Origin of the sequence: Pseudoclavibacter helvolus (assembly GCF_049707175.1) — a bacterium.
GTDB classification, from domain to species: domain Bacteria; phylum Actinomycetota; class Actinomycetes; order Actinomycetales; family Microbacteriaceae; genus Pseudoclavibacter; species Pseudoclavibacter helvolus_A.
In genome coordinates this window covers 1-22,284 of the sequence record NZ_JBNAFM010000011.1, presented here as the reverse complement: position 1 = coordinate 22,284, position 22,284 = coordinate 1, and the positions used below count along the sequence as shown (strand labels likewise).

Genomic DNA, 22,284 nt, shown 5'->3' with positions numbered 1-22,284 from the left:
CTACTCTGGGCCCGGCGCGGGGGGATCGAGGTAGCCGTCCTCGACGGCTCGGTGGAAGAGATCGAGCTTGGTGGATGCGCCGCGGCCGACCGTGCGGTACTTGCGTCGGATGTGCTTGACATGGTCCGCGACCGTCGCCCGTGAGATGAAGAGGGTGGCGGCGACGTCGGAGGCGGGGAGCCCGGCAGCGTAGAGCTCGAGCACCTCGACTTCTCGAGGCGAGAGATGCGCGGCTGGCAGCTCAGGGTCGCTCGAGATCGCCGAGGCCCACTCGGGCGTGCCGAGGGTCTCCCCGGCGTGTACGAGCAGGATCGCCTCGACGAGGGTCGCGAGGGGCTCGGACTTCCTGATCATCCCCGCGACGTTGGCGCGGGCTGCGGCGCGCACGCTGTCCGGATTCTTGCCGGACGTGTAGGCGATCACCTCGGCCCCAGTGGGCGCCAGCGTCGCGACGTTCTCCGCGACGCTACTGCCGTCACCGAGCCGCAGATCGAGCAGCACGACGTCGAGCGGCATCGAGGCGAGGCTGCGCGCCGTCGGCCCGTGGGCTGCGACGCCGATGCTCGGGCTGGCGGAGAAGTGCATCTCGAGCCCTTGTCGGACGACCTCGTGGTCGTCGACGACGCCGACTCTGACGATCGGACTGTGGGTCGTTGGCACGTTCCGATCCTATGTCGCAGCCAGTGGCCGGAAAGGTGGAAGATCCCCACTGTGGGGGATACCGGACCGTGTCTACCAAATGGTTGGGTGAGTACATGCACTGCAGCGCGCCCATGGCGCGATGCAAACGCGTTCGGGGGAGCGCTTGTGCAGGGGGGAGAACAGCGCGGCACCGCTTCGGGGGAAGTGGTGCCGCGCTTCTCGTTGTTGAGCGGTCGCAGGCGTGACGCCGGCGCGCTACTTGACTTGACGGATGAGCTTCTTGTTGACGAACTCCTCGATGCCGAGCGAGCCGAGCTCCCGGCCGAAGCCCGAGCGCTTCACGCCGCCGAACGGCAGCTCGGGGCTGTCGAGGCCCACGCCGTTGATGTAGACCATGCCGGCCTCGATGGCGTCCGCGACGCGCTGCGCCTGCTCCTGGTCGGTCGTGAAGAGGTACGAGCCGAGGCCGAAGGGCGTGGCGTTCGCGAGCTCGATCGCTTCCTCCTCGCTGCTGACCTTGTAGAGGGCGGCGACGGGGCCGAAGAACTCCTCGGTGTAGGCGTCGTTGTCCGGCGTGACGCCCGCGAGCACGGTCGACTCGAAGAAGTTGCCGTTGTGGCCGCCGCCGGCGAGCAGCTGAGCACCCTGGGCGACTGCCCGCTCGACCTGCTCGGCCAGGTTCTTCGTGGCAGGGGCCGACGAGAGGGGCCCGAGCTCCGCGTCGTCCTTCGTCGGGTCGACGGGGGCGACGGCGGTCATCGCGGCCGTGAACTTCTCCGCGAACTCGTCGTAGAGCGAGTCGATGACGATCATGCGCTTCGCCCCGTTGCAGGCCTGCCCCGAGTTGTCGAGGCGTGCTGCGACGGCGGCTTCGACGGCCTCGTCGACGCTGTCTGTGCTGAGCAGGATGAACGGGTCGGACCCGCCGAGCTCCAGCACGACCTTCTTCAGGTTGCGGCCCGCGATCTCGGCGACGGCCGCGCCCGCGCGCTCCGACCCGGTGAGGGAGACGCCGTGGATGCGGTCGTCGGCGATGATGTCGGCGATCTGTTCGTTCGTGGCGAAGATGTTGACGTAGGCCCCCTGCGGGAAGCCGGCGTCGGCGAAGATCTGCTCGAGCGCCGAGGCTGACTCGGGGCATTGGCCTGCGTGCTTCAGCAGAATCGGGTTGCCGAGGACGAGGTTCGGGCCAGCGAAGCGGGCGACCTGGTAGTACGGGAAGTTCCACGGCATGATGCCGAGCAGTGGGCCGATCGCGGTGCGGCGGATGAGGGCCGTGCCCTCACCTCCAAGCAGCTCGATCGGGGCGTCCTTCAGGAACTCCTCCGCGTTGTCGGCGTAGTACTGGAGGATGTCGGCGCTGAAGTCGACCTCACCGTACGACTGCTCGATGGGCTTGCCCATCTCGCGGGTGATGATCTCGGCGAGCTCCTCGCGGCGCTCGCGGTGCAGTTCGGCGGCGCGGCTCATGAGCGCCGCTCGCTCCGCGACGGTGCTGGGCTTCGACCAGGTTCGGTACGCAGTGTCGACGCTCTGCAGTGCCGTCTCGATGCCGTCGGCGGTGACGAGCGGGAATTCCTCGCCCTGCTCGCCGGTCGCTGGGTTCACAACTACGTAGGTGCTCAAACTCACTCCAGACATTGGATGCGTGCGCGCAACATCGCGCGATTGGGTGAAGCCTAGGAGATGCGGCCTTGGAAACCCAGGGTCCGGGCCGAATTAACTGAATATCGTTTATTTACGGAGTGCGCACCGAGCGGCGCCGTTCTAGGCTCTCGTTCGGTGGGATGCGCCCGCCGGTAAGGGGATGACATGAGCGAGACGCACCACGACGACGAGTTTCTGCGGTCCTTCAGGCGCTTCCTCGATCGCGTCAACGCGTTGCCGGCCGAGCACGCTGCGCAGCGCACGCCGTTCGGGGACGAGCTCAGCGGGTTCCTCGGTCGAGATGCCGAGGAGATCCCGGTAGTCGTCGAGGAGTTCGCGAGCTACCGCATCGTCGATGCCGACATTGCCCTCGAAGACGTCGCGAACCGTGGCGAGGCGAGCCTGATCGGGGTCGCCGGCGGGTCAGCGCACGCGCACGCTGGCCTCGCGGAGCTCATCTCGAGTCCCCACATGCCCTTCAAAGCGGGGCCGGCTGAGTTCGCGGAGAAGGCGACCGGGCCGAGCTCGACGAGGCAGGTCGTGAGCTTCGGGGCACGCCTCTTCACCTACCGGGGCGCTCGCGTCGTCGTCATGCAGCGCGCGGCCCGACCTGACATGGGCCGTCCCCAGGGGCAACTCGAGGTGCTCACCGCCGCCGACCCGTCACTGGTCTCCGCCCTCCTCAGCGAGGTCCGCGCGCTCATGGTCGAGCGCAGCGTGCTGCGAGGCAAGGTGCTGGCGTTCGAGAGCAGCGACTTCCGGATGGATGCGGGCGCGTCCTTCCTCGAGCGTCCGAACGTCAGCGAGAGCGACGTGATCCTGCCGTACGGCGTACTGGAGTCGATCGCCGCGCACGTCATCGAGATCGGCCGTCAGCGCGAGACGCTGCTCGCTGCCGGTCAGCACCTGAAGCGGGGCGTCCTGCTGTACGGCCCTCCGGGAACCGGCAAGACGCTCACGGTCAGGCACCTGCTGAGCCGAACCGAGGGCGTGACGGCCGTGCTGCTGACCGGGTCGAGCATCCAGCACATCTCGGCGGCGGCCGAGTTGGCACGCACCCTGCAGCCGTCGATCGTCGTGCTCGAGGACATCGACCTCGTCGCTATGGAGCGTCACTCCTCGCCCCAGCCGCTCCTCTTCGAGGTGCTCGACGCGCTCGACGGGCTCGACGGGGACGCCGACGTGGCCTTCATCATGACGACCAACCGGGTGCAGGTGCTCGAACGTGCGCTCGTGTCACGTCCCGGCCGAGTCGACCTCGCCGTCGAGATCGGGCTTCCCGGCGGACCCGAGCGGTTCCGGCTCCTCGAGAAGTACGCTGCGGGACTGCCGTTCAGTCAAAAGGCGCTCATGGAGGCCTCGTCGCGGGCCGAGCAGACCACGGGCTCTTTCGCGAAGGAGCTCGTGCGGCGAGCCGTGCTCGCCGCGGCCAGGCACGGGGTCGAGCCCGACGACGCCAGCCTGCTGTCCGAGCTCGACGACTTGCTGTCTGCGCAGTCGGCGCTCACCCGGCGTCTGCTCGGCGATGGCAGCGAACCGGATGCGGGCGACGAGGGAGGCGGCGACCCCGCCGGCGCAATGGGGACCAAGGCGGCGGCGGCCCTCACGGAGGGCACAGATGCCACCAGCTTCGATGGGTCGTACGTGCCGCTCAGCGCGACGTCGACCTTCGGCTGGACCGCGGAGGTCGCGGAGACCGGTGACGTGTACCGACCGTACGCCGGTGACCCCGACGCGAAGAGCGACTGAGGGGGCGATCGGTGAGGCCTGCGGGTGTCGCCCGGACGCGTTCGACAGAAAACGATCATCACGGTGACCGATCTGTGTTTTCGCCCCCGAAGACGCATCCACCTTTGCTAGTTTATTGAACTAGTTTCCTGGCGTGTGGAGTGCCAGGCCGAGGAGGATCATGGCGCAGAAGCCTGCCGAGCGCTCATCCGGCTACTGGTACCCGTCGGGTGGCGAGCACGCGACCTCGGTCGACGTGCTCAACCTGCTCAGGGAGTACCGCGAAGCGGAGGCGAAGATGCGCGCCAGGACGAGGTCGTCCATGCGCATGAACGAGAACGACCTCATCGCGCTGCGGTTCCTGTTGCAGCAGCAGCGTCGGGGTCAGATCGTGATGCAGAAGGACCTCGGCGAGCGGCTCAACATCTCGTCGGCATCGGTGACCGGGCTCGTCGATCGGCTTGTGAAGAGCGGGCACGTCGAGCGGCGACCGCACCCCACTGACCGGCGGGCGTCGATCATCGCGCCGACGGGGGAGTCCGATAAGGAGGTCCGCGAGACGCTCGGCCTCATGCATCAGCGGATGATCGCTGTTGTCGACTCCCTCACCACGCAGGAGCTCGACGGGGTCGCTAAGTTCCTCACCGGTATGGTCAGCTCGGTCGAGGCTCCGTCGTCCACGCACGGTGGTGAGCACGAGGCAGCAGGCGAGCAGCCGCAGGCGGGCGGGGAGCCCGCACTCGCCGCGCGCGCGTAGCGACGCCGGGTTCTACGCACCCGCGGGGGCGCTGTCAATGCTTGGGAGCAGATCATTTAGTTAAATAAGCTACATATATGTTCGGATACCGACGAAGGCTCGACCGCACCGCAGGGGCCGACGCTCGTCGACGGGCAGAAGATCGATACTGGGACGTCTACCAGCGCACCGTTATGCCGGGTGAGCTGCTCGCGCTCTGCTTCGTCGGGGCCACCGTCTCCATCGGGGTGGCCGTCACATTCTTCACCTTCATGCCCTGGTAGAGTGTGCTCCCATCTCGGGGGCCGCGGCGCAAGGGAGCGACATGACCGACCGTGCAACGATGACCGGACTTGAGCAGCTGCGAGCCCACCTCGCGAGCGGGGCACAGATCGCCCCCATCGCCGCGCATTTCGGCATGTCCGTCGTGAGCTTCGACGAAGGCGAGGTCGTCTTCGAGGGAGTGCCCGATCGCACGCACTACAACCCGATCGGGACCGTCCACGGCGGATTCGCGGCGACGCTCCTCGACTCGGCCTGCGGCACCGCCGTCCACACGACGCTCCGCCCGGGGCAGGCGTACACGTCGCTGGAGATCAAGGTCAGCTTTCTGCGGCCCATGACGGTCGAGACGGGCCCCGTCCGCGTGCGCGGCCGCGTCGTCAAGGCAGGCGCGAGGGCAGCGTTCGTCGAAGCGGAACTGCGAGACGCCAACGAGGTGCTGCTCGCCACAGCGACGAGCACCTGCGCCATCTTCCCGCTGGCGTGACCTGGCAGCCCGCGACCGAGCCAGCAGTCCACAGATTCGCCGACCCTGCCGGTCCAGACGCGCGACGGGATAGAATCGGGTCCCGTGACCGGAACCAATCTCCTCGGCATCCCCGAGACACGCCTCGCCGCTGAGCCAGAAGTCGTCGACGACCTCACGAACCTGCCGCACGACCAGGCCGCGCTCGCCGCCATCGTCGAGAAGCACCCGGCCTCGTCACTGGCATGGGCGGCCCTCGCAGACGCGGCGCACGCCGACGGCAACACCATCGGTGCCTACGCCTACGCTCGCGTCGGCTACCACCGCGGGCTCGACGCCCTCCGCAAAGCGGGATGGCGAGGCCAGGGTCCAGTGCCCTGGTCACACGAACCCAACCGTGGAGTCCTGCGCGCGTTCTACGCGCTGCGGCGCAGCGCCGCCGAGATCGGCGAGGCGGGCGAACCCGAGCGCCTCGCCGAACTGTTGCACGACGCCGACCCGCAGGCCATCGCCGAGATCGAACGGATGCACGCGGGCAGTTAGCCGCGCATCCGCTGCAGGCCAGCATCCGCTGCCAGCAGCCCGGCACCACACGCAGGGAACAAGGGGAGGGCCGCCGGGCGGCCAACCCAACGCGCGGCCTCGGCCACGCACACGACAGGCGCGAGCTGCGCCGATCCGACAGAGAACAGGGGCACACATGCCAGGCGTAGCGATTATCGGCGGCCAGTGGGGCGACGAAGGCAAGGGCAAGGCAACCGACCTCCTCGGCGACCGCATCGACTACGTCGTGAAGTTCAACGGCGGCAACAACGCAGGTCACACGGTCGTGATCGGCAACGAGAAGTACGCGCTGCACCTGCTGCCCTCCGGCATCCTCACGCCAGGAGTGACCCCGGTCATCGGCAACGGCGTCGTCATCGACCTCGACGTGCTGTTCCACGAGATCGACCACCTCGAGGAACGCGGCGTCGACACCTCGAAGCTCCGCGTCTCCGCGAACGCGCACCTCATCACCGGCTACCACACCACCCTCGACAAGGTCACCGAGCGCTTCCTCGGTAAGCGCCAGATCGGCACCACCGGTCGCGGCATCGGCCCCGCCTACGCCGACAAGATCAACCGCATCGGCATCCGCGTCCAGGACCTCTTCGACGAGAACATCCTCCGCCAGAAGGTCGAAGCCGCGCTGTTCGGCAAGAACCACCTGCTCGTGAAGGTCTACAACCGCCGCGCGATCACCGTGAACGAGATCGTGGATGCGCTCCTCGTGCACGCCGAGCGCCTGCGCCCCATGGTCGGCGACACCTCGCTCGAGCTCTACGACGCCCTCAACGCGGGCCGCAACGTCGTCTTCGAGGGTGGCCAGGCCACGATGCTCGACGTCGACCACGGCACCTACCCCTACGTCACGTCCTCTTCGTCGACCGCCGGCGGCGCATCCACTGGCGCCGGAGTCGGACCCACCCAGATCAACCGCATCATCGGCATCGTCAAGGCCTACATCACGCGCGTCGGCGCTGGCCCCTTCCCCACCGAACTGTTCGACGAGTGGGGCGAGCTGCTCCGCACGCGCGGCGGCGAGTTCGGCACCACCACCGGCCGCCCCCGGCGCACCGGCTGGTACGACGTGCCCGTCGCCCGCTACACGGCGCGCATCAACGGCGTCACCGACTTCGTCATGACGAAGCTCGACGTGCTCAGCGGCATCGAGCGCATCCCGGTCTGCGTCGCCTACGACGTCGACGGCGTCCGCTTCGACGAGATGCCCGTGTCGCAATCCGACATCCACCACGCCAAGCCCATCTACGAGTACTTCGACGGCTGGACGGAAGACCTCTCCAGCTGCCGCACCTTCGACGAGCTGCCCGAGAACGCCCAGCTCTACGTGAAGGCGCTCGAGCGTCTCTCCGGCGCCCGCATCTCGGCGATCGGCGTCGGCCCGAAGCGCGACGAGATCATCCAGATCCACGACCTCATCGACTGACTCCCCGACCGGCAGATCGCCCGAAAGCTCGGCTGACGGGAGCCCGGACGCGACCCCACCCCGGGGAAGCGTCCGGGCTTCCTGCATGCCCCCGCGTCGCCGCGTTGCGGGCGTGCGCTCGGCGGCTCCCAGCTCCTGAGACAATCGACGACGTGAATAGCGCACCCGCCGCCCTGACCGTGCTGCCCGACCCCCAGTTCGTGATGGTCGGCGACGGCCACCGCATCGCCACCTACACCTGGGGTGACACCGACGCGCAGACGGTCGTCGTCGTCCACGGCTTCGCATCGAGCACGAAAGACAACTGGGTCGCCACGGGCTGGGTGCGCGACCTGCTGCGCGCCGGCTACCGCGTGCTCGGACTCGACCAGCGCGGGCACGGGCAGAGCGACAAACCCCACGAGGGCCGCGACTACGACATTCGCACGCTGGCCTCCGACGTCGAAGCCGTGCTGGACGCCTACCTCGTCGACACGGCCCTCTACGTCGGCTACTCGCTCGGCGCCCGCGTCGGCTGGGAGGTGGCGCAGGACTTCGCCGACCGGATCCCGCGCGTCGTGCTCGGCGGCGTGCCCGACGGGGTGCCGCTCGGGCGCCTCGACATCGGACAAGTCCGCGAGTTCGTCGACCACGGCACGCCGGTGCAGGACCCGGTGACGCAGAACTACCTCGCCCTCACCGAGCGCGTCGGCGGCAACGACCTGCGGGCGCTGCTCGCGATCGCCGAAGGCATGCGGGCATCTGGCAAGGCCGACCCAGACCTGGGCCGAGTGCCGCAGCAGCCGGTGCTGTTCGCGACGGGGTCACGCGACGGCATCATCGAAGGGTCCAAGGCGCTCGCAGCCGCCGCACCGCAAGGACGCTTCTTCGAAATCCCCGACCGGCACCACTTCAACGCGCCAGGCTCCCGCGACTTCCGCGCGGCGGCGCTCGCCTTCCTCGCCGAAGAGCACGCCGACGCCGACCCCAGCTGACAGGCACGCGGCGCGCCCGCGAACCGGGGGCGTCGGTGCACGCGACCCGCGGCAGCGCCGCGGTTGAGGGTGGGGGACGGTTCCGAGAACGGGGCAGCTCCGGACTCGAGTGGCCTCGATGTCCTGACACTCAGAGTGACGTGGCGGTCGTGTGCGGCGCGGAGGGCTCGTGCACGCTTCCCTCGTCACGCTGACTGCGCGGCGACGCCCGCTGCTCGTCGCTCGCCCGCTCGCCGGGACTGCTGGCGAGACTGCTTCCGGCAGATGACGGCTCGGTCCGTCGGCCCCGCTTGGTCTGCCGGTCGCGGTGCGACATAGTCGAGATCGACCGGCGCTGCCTGGGACCGCGCTCGGCCGGGAGGCCAAAGATGTTCGCATGGCGAACGCACTGCAGCACCGTTCTCGGACCACGAGCGGGGTCATCCCCTGGATCGTCGTCCTGCCCTTCACTCTTTCTGGGGTGGTCCACCTCGTGAAGCCCTCCGTGTTTGAAGCGATCATTCCCAAGCCGATCCGCGGGCGCGCCCGAGAGCTCGTGGTGGCCTCCGGCGTCGCTGAGCTCGCCTGCGCACTCGGACTCCTGCACCCCGCGACCCGGGCCGTCTCCGGCCTGGCGAGCGCCGCCGTGCTGCTCGCCGTCTGGCCAGCCAACGCGCAGATGAGCGTCGACCTCGGGCGCCGCGCACTTCGCAAGCGAAACACCGGGTCCGCGCTCGCGTTTGCGGTCTCGGTCGCGCGCCTTCCTCTGCAGGTGCCGCTCATTAGGGCGGCCCTACGAGCGCGGTGACCTCAGCGCCGAGTCCGCGGAGCGCCGGTCGTGGGCCGCCCCCGCCTTGCCCCGCCGCCCGATGCCGAGGCGTCCGGCCTCGCCTGGCGCTGAGCTGCGGACGCTAGCCTTTCCGGATGGGCATCGAAGTGCAGGGCGAGCAGACGCGACAGCCGACGCAGCAACGGGAGGTTGAGCGGAAGTACGACATTCCGGACGACGCGGGCGCCCCCGACTTTTCGGCGCTCGGCGGCGGCCTGACCGCGGGCGAGCCCAGCACCGAGAAGCTGATCGCCGAGTACGTCGATACCCCAGACCTCGCGATCCTCGGCGCTCGGTGCGTGCTGCGTCGCCGAACCGGTGGTGACGACGAGGGGTGGCATCTGAAGCGGCCCCGAAGCGGTGACGAGCGCATCGAGCTGCACGCGCCCGTGGGCGCGCCGCGGCGGGTGCCGCCGGAGCTGCGGGCCGAGTTCGCCGAGATCCTCGGAGATCGACCCGTGCTGCCGCTCGTGGAGCTGACCACGTTGCGCACGACGACCGAGATCCGGGGGAGTGCCGCCGACGACGCGGGGCCGGTCGTCGCGCTCGTCTGCGAGGACGCGGTGCACGCCCGTGTTGTTCGCCTCGGCTCCCAGCGCGAGCTCGAGTGGCGTGAGTTTGAGGTCGAGCTTGTCGACGATGCAGATCTGACGGTCTTCGACGAGATCGAACGGGTGCTGTTCGCGGCCGGCCTGGTCCCGTCGGTGCACCGGTCGAAGATGGTGCGCTCGCTCGCCGGGGTTGAGCCGGCTCAACCGATCTCGGCCCGCGGCTCGGTCGGCGACGCGGTAGTCGCCGCACTCGCGTCGTGCTTCGGTGAGCTACAGGCGAACGAGGCGCTCGCCCGCTCGAATGCGCCAGATGCCGTGCATCAGGCGAGAGTCGCCGTGCGTCGACTGCGGAGCCTGCTCACCGTGTTCCGCGAGGTCTTCGACGACGGCGCGACCGACGCGTTGCGTGATGAGCTGCGCTGGGCGGGTCGTGTCCTGGGTGATCCCCGTGATGCGGAGGTGCTCGCGGAGCTGCTTGGCGCTGAGCTCGACGCGCTCGCCGAGGATGAGACTGAACTGCGTGTCGATGAGGTCCGGCGACGCGTGCTCGCCTGGCTGGACGTGCGCCATGCGGAGGCATTCGGGGCGTTCTCAGCGGCGGTTGATGCTCGGCGTTGGGACGCCCTGCACGCCGCGGTGGTCGAGTTCCTCGCCGATCCGCCGTTCGCGGCGAGGGCGGAGCTGCGCGCGGGAGGCGCCATGCGGCGTGCGCTCCGGGACGCGATGCGACGAGTGGAGGCGCGCACGGACCGTGCGCGGAAGAAGCCGGCCAGGGTCGAGCGCTGGCATGACGTGCGCAAGGCGGTGAAGGCGGTTCGCTACGGCTTCGAGGCGTTGGAGGGCGTGCCCGGTCTGAAGCCCGGGGGTGAGCGGAAGGCGTGGAAGCGGGCCGCGAAGGCGTTCGGTGTGGTGCAGGACGGGGCGCTGCTCGAGGAGGAGCTGTCGGCGCTGATCGACCGGGTCCAGGCGGAGGCGGGCGACGGGGTGGAGTGGCCAGGTGAGTCGGTCGAGGTGCTCGAGATCGCCCGGGAGCGCGTCCGCGACCGCCGCGATGCCGACCTCACGGCTGCCCGCGATCTCCTCGACGAGCTCGTCTGATGTCGCAGGCTCACGCATTCGACCTGGCGAGCGCCAGTCAGATCTGGGAGGCGCTCGAGGCCGCGGCGGCGCACCGCACTCCGTTCACGCTCGGGTACCTCGGCACGAGCGGCGCCGCCGGCCAGCCGCATGTGCGCGCGGTCATCGTCAGGGATGTGGACGCCGGGTCTGGCACGATCTTCTTCTCGACGCACGCGCTCTCGGCGAAGGTGGGGCAGCTCGAGGAGAATCCGCTCGCAGCCATCACGTTCTATGACGAGGTTGCGGATGTGCAGCTGCGCGTCGAGGGGCGGGCGGAGGTCATCGCCGATGAGGGGCTCCGCCGTGCCGCGTGGAGCTCGTTCGGCGACGGAACCCGAGGGCTGTTCGCAGCCCCCGGCCGCCCGGGAATGCCGTTGCCGCCCGCGACCGACGCGCGCGATGAGGGCGATGAGGGCGAGGAATCTTCGTCCTACGCGCGGTTCGCGTGGGTCGCGCTGCGCGTCGGGTACATGGATGCGGTCGACCTGTCGGGCGCCGAGCACCTGCGGTACGTCTTCACGCGGAGCGGCACCGCCTGGCATGCTGAGCGGGTTGTGCCGTAGCGGCGAGCCTGACCGCGTCCACGGACCGCGTTGCAGGCACGCACTACGCGAGTGCGGCGTCGATGGCGTCGGCTGAGAGCACGTGGTCGATGGCGAGCGCGCTCGCGCCGAGGATGGCGGCTTCCCCCCTTGCTCTGGAGGCGACGACCCTGAGGTGCTGGGTCGCGAGCGGCAGGGAGCGCGAGTAGACGACCTCGCGAATGCCTGCCATGAGCTGTTCGCCAGCTTCGGCGATGCTGCCGCCGATAACGATCATCGACGGGTTGAGCATGCTGACGCAGGCGGCAAGCACGGTGCCGACATCGCGTCCCGCCTGGCGGAGCGCGCGCGCAGCGCTGAGGTCACCCGATCGCACGAGGGCGACGATCTGCGCGCTGCCGGAGACCTCGATGCCCTCGTCGCGGAGTCTTCGAGCGATGGCGTCACTGCCTGCGACGGCCTCGAGGCAGCCGAGGTTGCCGCAGCGGCACGGGGTGTTCTCGCCGCCTGGCACGGCGATGTGGCCGATGTCGCCGGCCGCGCCCCGCGCGCCTCGCCGGAGGGAGCCGTCGGCGATGATGCCAGAACCGATGCCGGTCGCGACCTTCACGAACAGCAGGTCTGAGACGTCGGCCCATTCGCTGCGGTGCTCGCCGAGGGCCATGATGTTGACGTCGTTGTCGACGAGCACCGGTGCGTCGAAGTGCGTTCCGAGGCGGCCCGCGACGTCGGCGTCGTCCCACCCCGGCATGATGGGCGGGTTGATGGGGCGCCCCGAGCTGAACTCGACGGGGCCGGGGAGGCCGACGCCCACGCTCACGAGTTCGCGTCGACCGCGGCCGGAGTCGGAGAGGAGCTCGTCGCCCTTGTCGCAGATCCAGGCGAGCACCTTGTCGGGTCCGAGGTCGATGGGCAGCTTGTCCTCGGCATCGGCGATGATGTTCGACGCCAGGTCGGTGAGCGCGATGCGGGCGTGGGTGGCGCCGAGGTCGACGGCGAGCACGACTCGGCTCTCTGGCGAGAACGCGAAGACCGCGGGCGGTCTGCCGCCCGTCGAGTGTGCTTCGCCGACGGTCACGATGAGGCCGGCGGTCATGAGCATGTCGATGCGCGTCGCGACCGTGGAGCGGGCCTGCCCGGTGACGGATGCGAGCTCGGCGCGTGTGCGCGGGGCGCCGTCGCGAAGCATCTGGAAGAGCTCTCCTGGGCCTGGCTGGCGTGACGCTGGCTTGGGCAGCTGTTCGATGACCATGGGCCGTCTCCCTTCTCGGTTTCGCAGTCGTGGGGTGCGACTTCGACACGTTACCGCGCGGCTCGTCAACGTTGACGCAAAGCTTCCGTGGAGTGACGTGTCTCAATTGTGCAACAGGCTAGCGACTTTTGCTTGACCGTCGACAAAAGTACCGGTAGCTTTCGACACATGGTCAACGAAGACCCAACATCGGGTCCATCCCCCCTCCTGCAGATGCGCGGCATCGTGAAGCAGTTCCCCGGCGCGCGGGCTCTCGACGGTGTCGACCTCGACGTCCTCCCTGGTGAGGTGCACTGCCTGCTTGGCCAGAACGGCGCGGGCAAGTCCACGCTCATCAAGGTCCTCGCTGGCGCACACCAGCCCACCGAGGGGCAGCTGCTGCTCGATGGCGAGCCCATCACCATCCCCAACCCCGTCGCAGCCCTCGGGCTGGGCATCGCGACGATGTACCAGGAGCTCGACGTCGTCGACGGGCTGACGGTTGCCGAGAACGTCTACCTCGGCCACGAGCTCGACACGGCGGGTGTCTCGCGGCGGGGCGAGGCGAAGCAGCGCACCCGAGAGATCCTCGCGCGGCTCGGCCACTCTGAGATCTCGCCGACGACCGAGGTCGGCGAGCTGTCGGCCGCGGGCAAGCAGATCGTCTCGATGGCCAGGGCGCTGTCGCACGACGCCCGCATCATCGTCATGGACGAGCCCTCAGCCGTGCTCGACTCGGAGGAGGTCGCGAACCTCTTCCGCGTGGTCGAGGAGCTCACCAAGGCGGGCGTCGCGATCATCTACATCTCGCATCGCTTGGAAGAGATCCGCACCATTGGCGACCGCATCACGGTCCTGAAGGACGGCCGCACCGTCGCCCAGAACCTCCCCGTCAGCGAGACGCCGACGGCCGAGCTCATCACGCTCATGACGGGCCGCAAGGTCGAATACCTGTTCCCGGAGTCGCCGGAGCTTCCGGCGGATGCACCGGTGCTGCTCGACGTGCAGGGGCTCGCGCTCGACGAGGTCTTCTCCGACGTCTCGTTCACCGTCTCCGCAGGCGAGATTGTCGGCTTCGCCGGACTCGTCGGGGCTGGCCGCAGTGAGATCATGGAGACCATCTACGGTGCGCGTAAGGCGACGGGCGGCACGGTCACCGTGGAGGGCAAGCCGCTGAAGCGCGGCTCGGTCACCGCCGCGGTGAACGCGGGAATCGGGCTGGCGCCGGAAGAGCGCAAGAGCCAGGGCCTCCTGCTCGACGAGCCCGTCTACCGCAACATCACCCTCTCGACCTTCCAGCGTTTCGCCTCGTTCTCGTGGTTGAAAGAGGGCGACGAGCGTCGGGCTGCGAAGGAGCAGGCGGAGTACCTCGACCTGCGGCCGGTCGGTGTCGAACGTGACATCCGCACCCTCTCCGGAGGTAACCAGCAGAAGGCGATGCTCGCCCGCTGGTTGGTCCACGGCTGCCGGGTCCTGCTGCTCGATGAGCCGACGCGAGGCGTGGATGTGGGTGCGCGAGCCGAGATCTACGCCCTGATCCGCAAGCTGGCAGACGAAGGGGCTGCCGTGGTGGTCGTCTCGAGTGAGATTCCAGAAGTGCTCGGCCTCGCCGACCGGGTGCTCGTCGTCTCGGAAGGACGAGTCGTCCACCAAGGCCCCGCATCCGCTCTCGATGAGCACGCCGTACTCGACATGGTTATGGAAAGCAGCGCAGCATGAGCACACAGACCCCCCAGTCTTCCGCCCCGAACGGCGGCTCGCCGTACGACGAGGGCGCGCCAGCGGCCCCGGCAGCGAACGAGAGCTCGCGCGTCGAGCACGAAGTGGCCAGCGACAACGCCAAGCGCGGCGGGTTCTTCCGCGGCAGCTCCGCCCGCAACTTCGGCCTCATTCTGGCGCTGGTCGTGCTCTGCATCGCAGGCACGGTCTCGGCGGGGGAGCGCTTCGCCAGCGTCGACAACCTCATGGTTGTGCTGAGTCAGGCGTCGATCATCGGCGTTCTCTCCATCGGCATGACGTTTGTCATCACGGCCGGCGGCATCGACCTCTCTGTCGGGTCCGTGCTCGGGCTCGCCTCGGTGTGGGCGACGACCCTCTCGACGCAGGCCTACGCCGAAGCCTGGGGCTGGTGGGTCATCGTGCTCACGTCGCTCCTCGTGGGCCTGGGCGCCGGCGTCGTCAACGGCGTCCTCATCGCCTACGGCAAGGTCGTGGCGTTCATCGCGACGCTCGCCATGATGGTGGCCGCGCGAGGCTTCGCGGAGCTGATCGCAGGTCGCCGCACGCAGATCGTCAACGTCGACTCGTTCCTCGAGACGTTCCGCGGTGACCTCCTCGGCATCCCCGTCATCGTGTGGATCTTCGTGCTCGTCGCCGTCGGCGGCTGGTTCCTGCTCAACCGCACGACCTTCGGTCGCCGCACGGTCGCCGTCGGCGGCAACCCCGAGGCGGCTCGCCTCGCCGGCATCAAGGTCAAGCGGCACACGATGTACCTCTACGCGTTGGTCGGCCTGACCGCGGGTATCGCCTCGGTCATGATGCTCGCCCGCACGACGGCCGGATCGTCCACCAACGGAATGCTGTACGAGCTAGATGCGATCGCGGCGGTCGTCGTCGGTGGCACCCTGCTCGTCGGCGGTCGCGGAACGATCGTGGGCACCGTGCTCGGCGTGCTCATCTTCGCCACGCTCACCAACATCTTCATCCAGGCGAACCTGGACAGCTCCGTCCAGGCCATCGCGAAGGGCGCGATCATCGTCGTCGCCGTCCTCCTCCAGCAGCGCTTCTCATCCCGCGCGAAGACATCCTGACCCGCTCCCCGCAGGCGCGGCCCCGTCCGCGCCTCACCGACCGCACCATGCACAACCAACCGAACCTCACCAGTAGGACAGCATCAAAGGAGATCCCCATGTCCACGAGTTCCTTCAGGAAGACAGCTTCCCGGAAGCGCCGGATCCTCGCAGCGGGAGCGACGGCGGCCTCGGCGCTGCTGCTGCTCACCGGCTGCCTCTCGAACACCCCGGCGGCGACCGGGGGCGACACGGCTACGGGCGGCAACGCCACCGCATCCGACAACGACGCGCCTGGCGAGCCGCTGGTGATCGGGTTCTCGGCTCCCGCCGCCGACCACGGCTGGATGGGCGCCATCACCTCCGCCGCCGAAGCTGAGGCAGCCAAGTACGAGGACGTCGAGCTGCGCGTCGCAGAGGGCACGAACGACGTGAACCTGCAGATCAGCCAGATCGAGGGCTTCATCAACGACGGCGTCGACGCCATCGTGCTGCTGCCCTTCGACGGCGCAGCGCTGACCGAGGTCGCCACGAAGGCGATGGAGGCGGGCATCCCCGTCATCAACGTCGACCGTGAGTTCACGAGCCCGTTCGCTGCACGCACCACCGTGCTCGGTGACAACTACGGCATGGGCGTCAGCGCAGGCACGTACATGTGCGAGCAGCTCGGCGACAAGCCCGACGCCGTCGTCGCTGAGATCGCAGGCATCGACTCGCTCCCGCTCACGCAGGACCGCAGCCAGGGCTTCGCCGACGCGCTCGGCGACTGTGGACTCGAGGTCTCGAACCGCGTTGCCGCTGACTTCACTGTGCAGGGTGGCGAGCAGGCCGCGACCAACCTCCTCCAGGCGGCTCCGCAGATCGACGCCATCTGGAACCACGACGACGACCAGGGAGTCGGTGTGCTGTCGGCCATCGAGAACGCCAACCGTGACGAGTTCTTCCTCGTTGGCGGGGCCGGCTCGGCGAACGTGATGCGCGAGATCCAGGAAGGCGACAGCGTCATCCAGGCGACCGTCATCTACCCGTCGACGCAGGCTGCAGACGGCGTCAAGCTCGCGCGCCTCATCGCGCACGACCGCTCGCTCGGCGACCTCTCGTCGCACAGCGTCCCGCGTCTCGTGCAGCTCTACGCGCCTGTCGTGACGAGTGAGAACGTCGACGAGTACATCGACACGGCGTTCGAGTCGTAGCCAGTCGCCCACACTGTCCACGCGGGGCGGAGCTCTCCTCCTCTCTGACTCCGCCCCGCGTTGGCCTCCCGAACGAAAGAGTGAACAATGAGTCAAGACGCACAGCAGGAGCTGGGCATCGGCATGGTCGGCTACGCCTTCATGGGGGCCGCGCACTCGCAGGCCTGGCGGAACGCCCCGAAGTTCTTCGACCTTCCTCTCGCGCCCCGCATGCGTGTGGTGGCCGGTCGGAACGCCGAGAAGGCGGCCCAGGCGGCCGAGAAGCTCGGCTGGGCGTCGAGCACGACTGACTGGCGCGAGCTGCTGACTCGCGACGACGTGCAGCTCATCGACATTTGCTCGCCAGGTGACACCCACGCGGAGATCGCCATCGCCGCGCTTGAGGCGGGCAAGCACGTGCTGTGCGAGAAGCCGCTCGCCAACACGGTCGCAGAGGCTGAGCGGATGAACGCGGCCGCGGTTGCCGCGGAGGCGCAGGGGGTCCGAGCGATGGTGGGCTTCACCTACCGTCGGGTGCCCGCGATCCGTCTCGCGCAGCAGCTCGTGGCCGAGGGTCGCATCGGCGACATCCGCCAGGTGCGGGCGCAGTACCTGCAGGACTGGCTGGCCGACGAGAACGCGCCCTTGTCGTGGCGTCTCGATAAGGAGAAGGCGGGGTCTGGCGCCCTCGGCGACATCGGCGCCCACATCGTCGACCTCACCCACTTCATCACCGGCCAGCAGCTGAGTGGTGTCTCGGGGCTGGTGGAGACGTTCGTGAGCGAGCGCCCCGTCGCCGATGACTTCTCGGGGCTTTCCGGTACTGGAGGCACCGAGCGGGGCCCGGTCACGGTCGACGACGCTGCGGTCTTCTTCGGCCGCCTCCAGAGCGGGGCGATCGCCGTCTTCGAGGCGACGCGCTTCGCCTACGGCCGCAAGAACGCCATTCGCCTCGAGATCAACGGCACCAAGGGCTCGCTGGCGTTCGACTTCGAGGACATGAACGTGCTCGAGTACTTCGATGCGACCGCAGACCAGACGACCGCCGGGTACACGCGCATCATCGTCACCGACCCAGACCACCACCCGTTCATCAAGGCCTGGTGGCCGGCCGGGCATGGTCTCGGCTACGAGCACGCGTTCACGCACCAGGCCGTGGAACTCATCGAGGATATTGCGGCGCACCGCTCGCCCGCGCCATCGTTCGCCGACGGCCTCGCCGTCCAGCGCGTCCTCGCGGCCGTCGAAGAGAGCTCAGCGAACGGCAGCGCGTGGGTCTCGATCCCCGTGCCGTCCGACACGCCGACCCAGACCACCGTCGATCCAGAACTCCAGAGGAGCTAGTCCATGTCTCGTCCTGTCACGTTGTTCACCGGTCAGTGGGCTGATCTGCCGTTCGAGGAGGTCGCCAGGCTCGCGGGGGAGTGGGGGTATGACGGCCTCGAGATTGCCTGTTGGGGTGATCATCTGGATCCGTGGCGGTGGGATGACGCGGAGTACGTCCAAGGTCGGCTCGACATCCTTGAGCGCAACGGCTTGAAGGTGTGGACGATCTCGAACCACCTGAAGGGGCAGGTGGTGTGTGATGATCCGATCGATGAGCGCCATCGGGACATCGTGTCCGACCGGGTGTGGGGCGATGGTGATCCGGAGGGGGTGCGTCAGCGCGCCGCGGAGGAGCTGAAGAACACGGCCCGCCTGGCCGCAGCGCTGGGCGTGAAGACGGTGACGGGGTTCACGGGGTCGAGCATTTGGAAGTACGTGGCGATGTTCCCTCCGGCGACGGAGGCGATGGTGGATGCGGGCTATCGGGACTTCGCGGACCGGTGGAACCCGATCCTGGACGTGTTCGAGGAGGTCGGGGTCAGGTTCGCGCACGAGGTGCATCCCTCGGAGATCGCGTATGACTATTGGACGACGAAGCGTGCGTTGGAGGCGATCGGGCATCGGGAGTCGTTCGGGTTGAACTGGGATCCGTCGCACATGGTGTGGCAGGACATCGATCCGGTGGGGTTCTTGTGGGATTTCCAGGACCGTATCTTCCACGTGCATTGCAAGGACACGAAGAAGCGCTTGTCGAATGGTCGGAATGGTCGGTTGTCGTCGCATTTGCCGTGGTCGGATCCGCGGCGTGGGTGGGACTTCATCTCGACCGGGCATGGGGATGTGCCGTGGGAGGACTGTTTCCGCATGTTGAACGCGATCGGTTACGAGGGCCCGTTGTCGGTGGAGTGGGAGGACGCGGGCATGGACCGCCTCGTCGGCGCCCCCGAAGCGCTGGAGTTCGTGCGCAAGCTGTCCTCGTACCGCCCGTCGGAGGCGGCGTTCGACTCCGCGTTCTCCACGAAACAGGACTGACCGGGCAAGCAGGACTGACCAGGCAAGACTGGGCAGGCAGCGCTACGAGCGCTCCGGCCGACGCGCATCCTCGACCATGTCGTCGAGGATGCGCGTCAGCCGGTACGGCACCACCTCAGAGAGCGACACCGTCGTGCTGGTACGGGTCACGCCCGGCAGGTCCAGCAGCGCGCGAGTCACCCGGTGCAGGTCGCTCGTGTCCTTCGCGACGAGCCGGACCAGGAGGTCCGCGTCTCCCGTCGTCGAGTGGACCTCCACGACCTGGGCGATCTCGCCGAGGCGGGCGTAGGCCTCATCTGCCGCGTTCTGGCTCAGCGAAAGGGCGACGAATGCGGTGAGCGGGTAGCCGAGCGAGGCCGCGTCGAGCCGCCGGCTGACCGGCGCCAGCATGCCCTCCTGCTCAAGCCTGGAGAGCCGCGCGTGCACCGTATTGCGTGCGACCCCGAGTTCGCGGGCCAGGGCGAGCACAGAGGCGCCCGGCTCGACATCCAGCGCTCGCACGATGCGTGCATCCAGGGCGTCAAAGCGATGCTGATTGGGCATATTTGCTCTTCCTACTGATGGAACTACGCATTTTGATCAACCGTCGGGGGTTGTGTTGCGCAGACTACCCGCACTCGAGAAACTCTGCGCATGCCTGAACTCGTCGCGCCCCCACGACATCGCGCTGTCGACGACATCGCGGGCCTCGCCGTCGGTGCGCTCGTGGTCTCGTTCGGCCTCTTCCTGCTGAAATCCGGGGGACTGGTCACGGGTGGGACCGCCGGCCTGTCGCTGCTGCTCGGGTACGTGCTGCCGGTGCCGTTCGGTGTCATCTTCGTGGTCGTCAACCTGCCCTTCTTTGCCCTCGCCGCGAAGGGAAAAGGGTGGCGCTTCGTGGTGCGAAGCCTGGTCTCGATCGGTCTCGTCTCCTGGCTCGCGTCGCTGCACGCGACGGCCCTCGGCGTCGGGCAGCTCCACCTGCATCCCGTGTACGCGGCGGTGCTCGGGAACGTGCTCTGCGGCGTTGGGCTCCTGATCCTGTTCCGTCACAACTCGAGCCTCGGCGGGTTCACGGTCGTCGCGCTGGTGATTCAGGAGCGGTTCGGCATTCGGGCGGGGTACGTGCTCCTCGCGCTCGACCTGCTCGTCGTCCTGACGTCGTTCTCGGTCATCGACCCGATGCTGGTGCTCATCTCGGCGCTGGGGGCCGGGATCCTGAGTCTCATCATCATGCTCAATCACCGGCCGGGCAGATACCTCGGGTCGTGACCTCGCTCCGAACGTGAAAAGGGCGGCGAACCCGGAGGTTCACCGCCCTTCGACTCCCAGGAGGTCGCCTCGCATGCGCGCGAGTGCCTCATGAAAGTAGTGATGGGCACCAACCTCCCCCGAAGTTGGTGCCCATCGTCCCCTGCCGCGGTCGCCTTGGCGAGTAGTGCAGTTGGGCGTCGTTCCCCGATGACGCCCACCCCGGTGTCGATTGGGGCCTGCCGTTCCTCTAACCCGGCGTTACACGCCGGCGCGGGGAGTTTTTGGTTGCTCTCTGTTCCGTTGTGGATCGCGAGCCAAGGCTCTCGATCGGGGGGATGTGTTGGCGTTACCTCCGAAAGCAGCTTCACTTTCATGTTGCAGTTCGGATGGAGCCTGTAGCGCTCATCACGAGAAGGAAACTAACACGAGATGCGGCAGGGAATGCACTCCTCGGGGGGTCTCAATAGGCGCATTTAGTCCATGGATATCGTCCGACGGCCATCTGGTTGGTCGGTCACCCAGAAACCCGTTCTGACCAAGCTTCTTAAGCCCTGCGGGAATGGACCGATCCACGACTCTATGCGAGAGAATCGACTTTCATTCGGTTTACTGAGATCGGCGCAGATGCTGTGTGATATTCCACTATTTCGGGGCACGCTGAGCGGCCCTGACGGAAGACATGGTTGCATTGAGCCATGACGACTCCTGTGTACACCGCAATTGCCCACGCTTCCGGTGGTGGCCGTGACGGCCACGTGCGTTCGGAAGACGACCGCATCGATCTCGACACGCGTCCTCCCAAGGAAATGGGTGGCAGCGGCGAGGGCACCAACCCGGAGCAGCTCTTCGCTGCCGGCTACTCGGCCTGCTTCCTCGGCGCGTTCCACGCAGCCGGAAAGCAGCTCGGCAAGGACACCAAGGACGCCGCCGTCTCCACGTCGGTGGGCATCGGCAAGCGCGAGCCCACCGGCTTCGAGCTGTCCGTGGTCCACGACGTCTACGCTCCGAACCTCAGCGAAGAGGAGACCGCCGAGGTCGCCCGCGTCGCGCATGAGGACATCTGCCCGTACTCCCACGCGACCCGCGGCAACGTCGACGTGCAGATCAACGTCGTCAGCTGATGACCGAGCTGAACGAGCGAGCTGGACACGACGAGCAGGTCACGCGAGCCGAGCTCGCCGGCATCGTCGATCACACGCTCCTGAAGACCGACGCGACGCCAGAGCAGGTGTCTGCGCTCCTCGACGAAGCGAAGGTGCTCGGGGCCTTCTCCATCTGCGTCTCGCCGAACATGCTGCCGGTGCAGGGTGAGGCGGGCGGCGTGAAGATCGCGACCGTCATTGGCTTCCCGTCTGGGAAGCACCACTCGGCGATTAAGGCCGCGGAGGCGGCCAGGGCCGTCGCTGATGGCGCTGACGAGCTCGACATGGTCATTGATATCGGCATGCTGAAGGCCGGCCGGGCCGACCTTGTGCAGTCTGACGTCGCCGCGGTGCGCGAGGCCGCGCCCGGCGCGCTCCTCAAGGTCATCATCGAGTCGGCGGCTCTGACCGACGACCAGATCGTGGCCGCCTGCGAGGCCTCCGAGGCTGCGGGTGCCGACTACGTCAAGACGTCGACGGGCTTCTCGGCCGCCGGCGGCGCATCCACGCACGCCGTCGCGCTGATGCGCAAGACAGTTGGCGAGCGGCTCGGGGTGAAGGCGTCTGGTGGCATCCGCTCGACCGCCGACGCGCTGGCCATGGTCGAGGCTGGGGCATCGCGTCTCGGCCTCTCTGGAACGGCTGCGGTGCTCGACGGCCTGCCTGCCTGAAGTTGCTGGTGACCACCCGCAACTGAACGCGCACGCCCGACGAGGCCCGCGCTCCCGACTTCGGGGGTGCGGGCCTCGGTGCACTGCGGTCCGGTGCGGGCGGCGCGGGTGTCGGTTCGGTCGCCTAGTTGTATTGACCTGGGACGTTGTGAACGCTTGATGGTTTGAGGGAAACGAAAACCTCCGTGAGGATGTGGGTTACCACA

22 protein-coding genes are annotated in these 22,284 nt (G+C 68.1%); 18 read left to right on the top strand and 4 right to left on the bottom strand.

Features of this window, described 5'->3' with window-relative positions:
* Positions 1 to 660 (bottom strand): response regulator transcription factor, encoded by a 660-nt coding sequence (locus ACPYN9_RS10260; RefSeq protein ID WP_424466263.1) that lies wholly within the window; start codon positions 658 to 660, stop codon positions 1 to 3.
* A 237-nt stretch (positions 661 to 897) separates the two neighbouring features.
* Positions 898 to 2,268 (bottom strand): NAD-dependent succinate-semialdehyde dehydrogenase, encoded by a 1,371-nt coding sequence (locus ACPYN9_RS10255; RefSeq protein ID WP_424466262.1) that lies wholly within the window; start codon positions 2,266 to 2,268, stop codon positions 898 to 900.
* A 186-nt stretch (positions 2,269 to 2,454) separates the two neighbouring features.
* Here ACPYN9_RS10255 and ACPYN9_RS10250 point away from each other — a divergent pair, with 186 nt between their 5' ends.
* The 10 genes from ACPYN9_RS10250 to ACPYN9_RS10205 all read left to right on the top strand — a co-directional run bounded on the left by ACPYN9_RS10250 (position 2,455) and on the right by ACPYN9_RS10205 (position 11,503).
* Positions 2,455 to 4,038 (top strand): AAA family ATPase, encoded by a 1,584-nt coding sequence (locus ACPYN9_RS10250; protein WP_424466260.1) that lies wholly within the window; start codon positions 2,455 to 2,457, stop codon positions 4,036 to 4,038.
* Between the two features lie 160 nt (positions 4,039 to 4,198).
* On the top strand, positions 4,199 to 4,774 hold the full coding sequence (locus ACPYN9_RS10245) for a MarR family winged helix-turn-helix transcriptional regulator (RefSeq protein WP_424466259.1): 576 nt from the start codon (positions 4,199 to 4,201) through the stop codon (positions 4,772 to 4,774).
* Positions 4,775 to 4,851: 77 nt separating this feature from the next.
* Positions 4,852 to 5,037, top strand: coding sequence for a hypothetical protein (locus ACPYN9_RS10240; RefSeq protein WP_424466257.1), 186 nt, complete (start codon positions 4,852 to 4,854; stop codon positions 5,035 to 5,037).
* Positions 5,038 to 5,078: 41 nt separating this feature from the next.
* Positions 5,079 to 5,522 (top strand): PaaI family thioesterase, encoded by a 444-nt coding sequence (locus tag ACPYN9_RS10235; RefSeq protein ID WP_424466255.1) that lies wholly within the window; start codon positions 5,079 to 5,081, stop codon positions 5,520 to 5,522.
* A gap of 84 nt (positions 5,523 to 5,606) precedes the next feature.
* On the top strand, positions 5,607 to 6,044 hold the full coding sequence (locus ACPYN9_RS10230; RefSeq protein ID WP_424466253.1) for a DUF3151 domain-containing protein: 438 nt from the start codon (positions 5,607 to 5,609) through the stop codon (positions 6,042 to 6,044).
* A gap of 157 nt (positions 6,045 to 6,201) precedes the next feature.
* Positions 6,202 to 7,488: an adenylosuccinate synthase gene (locus tag ACPYN9_RS10225; RefSeq protein WP_424466251.1), complete on the top strand. Its 1,287-nt coding sequence runs from the start codon at positions 6,202 to 6,204 to the stop codon at positions 7,486 to 7,488.
* A 203-nt stretch (positions 7,489 to 7,691) separates the two neighbouring features.
* The gene (locus ACPYN9_RS10220) at positions 7,692 to 8,462 is read left to right on the top strand and encodes an alpha/beta fold hydrolase (protein WP_424466456.1); all 771 of its coding nucleotides are present in this window, start codon (positions 7,692 to 7,694) and stop codon (positions 8,460 to 8,462) included.
* Positions 8,463 to 8,838: 376 nt separating this feature from the next.
* Entirely contained in the window at positions 8,839 to 9,249 is a 411-nt protein-coding gene (locus ACPYN9_RS10215) for a DoxX family protein (protein ID WP_424466250.1), read from the top strand.
* 116 nt (positions 9,250 to 9,365) lie between these two features.
* Positions 9,366 to 10,919: a CHAD domain-containing protein gene (locus ACPYN9_RS10210; RefSeq protein WP_424466248.1), complete on the top strand. Its 1,554-nt coding sequence runs from the start codon at positions 9,366 to 9,368 to the stop codon at positions 10,917 to 10,919.
* Positions 10,919 to 11,503 (top strand): pyridoxamine 5'-phosphate oxidase family protein, encoded by a 585-nt coding sequence (locus tag ACPYN9_RS10205; RefSeq protein ID WP_424466246.1) that lies wholly within the window; start codon positions 10,919 to 10,921, stop codon positions 11,501 to 11,503. Before ACPYN9_RS10210 ends, ACPYN9_RS10205 begins: the two co-directional genes overlap by 1 nt.
* 43 nt (positions 11,504 to 11,546) lie before the next feature.
* Here ACPYN9_RS10205 and ACPYN9_RS10200 read toward each other — a convergent pair whose 3' ends face one another.
* Positions 11,547 to 12,734, bottom strand: coding sequence for an ROK family protein (locus ACPYN9_RS10200; protein ID WP_424466245.1), 1,188 nt, complete (start codon positions 12,732 to 12,734; stop codon positions 11,547 to 11,549).
* 168 nt (positions 12,735 to 12,902) lie between these two features.
* Between ACPYN9_RS10200 and ACPYN9_RS10195 the strand changes: the two genes are divergently transcribed.
* From ACPYN9_RS10195 to ACPYN9_RS10175, 5 genes are all read left to right on the top strand, one after another.
* Entirely contained in the window at positions 12,903 to 14,432 is a 1,530-nt protein-coding gene (locus ACPYN9_RS10195) for a sugar ABC transporter ATP-binding protein (RefSeq protein ID WP_424466243.1), read from the top strand.
* Entirely contained in the window at positions 14,429 to 15,523 is a 1,095-nt protein-coding gene (locus ACPYN9_RS10190) for an ABC transporter permease (protein WP_424466241.1), read from the top strand. The genes ACPYN9_RS10195 and ACPYN9_RS10190 overlap by 4 nt, the downstream gene beginning before the upstream one ends.
* A 98-nt stretch (positions 15,524 to 15,621) precedes the next feature.
* Positions 15,622 to 16,695, top strand: a complete 1,074-nt coding sequence (locus ACPYN9_RS10185) for a substrate-binding domain-containing protein (RefSeq protein WP_424466240.1) — start codon at positions 15,622 to 15,624, stop codon at positions 16,693 to 16,695.
* 87 nt (positions 16,696 to 16,782) lie between these two features.
* Positions 16,783 to 18,018: a Gfo/Idh/MocA family protein gene (locus ACPYN9_RS10180; protein ID WP_424466238.1), complete on the top strand. Its 1,236-nt coding sequence runs from the start codon at positions 16,783 to 16,785 to the stop codon at positions 18,016 to 18,018.
* Positions 18,019 to 18,021: 3 nt separating this feature from the next.
* Positions 18,022 to 19,032 (top strand): sugar phosphate isomerase/epimerase family protein, encoded by a 1,011-nt coding sequence (locus ACPYN9_RS10175; RefSeq protein ID WP_424466236.1) that lies wholly within the window; start codon positions 18,022 to 18,024, stop codon positions 19,030 to 19,032.
* Positions 19,033 to 19,074: 42 nt separating this feature from the next.
* Here the strand turns inward: ACPYN9_RS10175 and ACPYN9_RS10170 are convergent, their stop codons facing one another.
* On the bottom strand, positions 19,075 to 19,575 hold the full coding sequence (locus ACPYN9_RS10170) for an Lrp/AsnC family transcriptional regulator (protein ID WP_424466234.1): 501 nt from the start codon (positions 19,573 to 19,575) through the stop codon (positions 19,075 to 19,077).
* 90 nt (positions 19,576 to 19,665) lie between these two features.
* On the opposite strand from ACPYN9_RS10170, the gene ACPYN9_RS10165 reads away from it, so the two are divergent.
* The 3 genes from ACPYN9_RS10165 (at position 19,666) to deoC (ending at position 22,078) form a co-directional block, all read left to right on the top strand.
* Positions 19,666 to 20,283 (top strand): YitT family protein, encoded by a 618-nt coding sequence (locus tag ACPYN9_RS10165; protein WP_424466233.1) that lies wholly within the window; start codon positions 19,666 to 19,668, stop codon positions 20,281 to 20,283.
* A 677-nt stretch (positions 20,284 to 20,960) separates the two neighbouring features.
* A complete protein-coding gene (locus ACPYN9_RS10160; protein WP_424466232.1) occupies positions 20,961 to 21,386 on the top strand; it encodes an organic hydroperoxide resistance protein in 426 nt (141 codons plus the stop codon).
* Positions 21,386 to 22,078: a deoxyribose-phosphate aldolase gene (gene deoC / locus ACPYN9_RS10155; RefSeq protein ID WP_424466231.1), complete on the top strand. Its 693-nt coding sequence runs from the start codon at positions 21,386 to 21,388 to the stop codon at positions 22,076 to 22,078. Before ACPYN9_RS10160 ends, deoC begins: the two co-directional genes overlap by 1 nt.
* Positions 22,079 to 22,284: the final 206 nt, after the last annotated feature.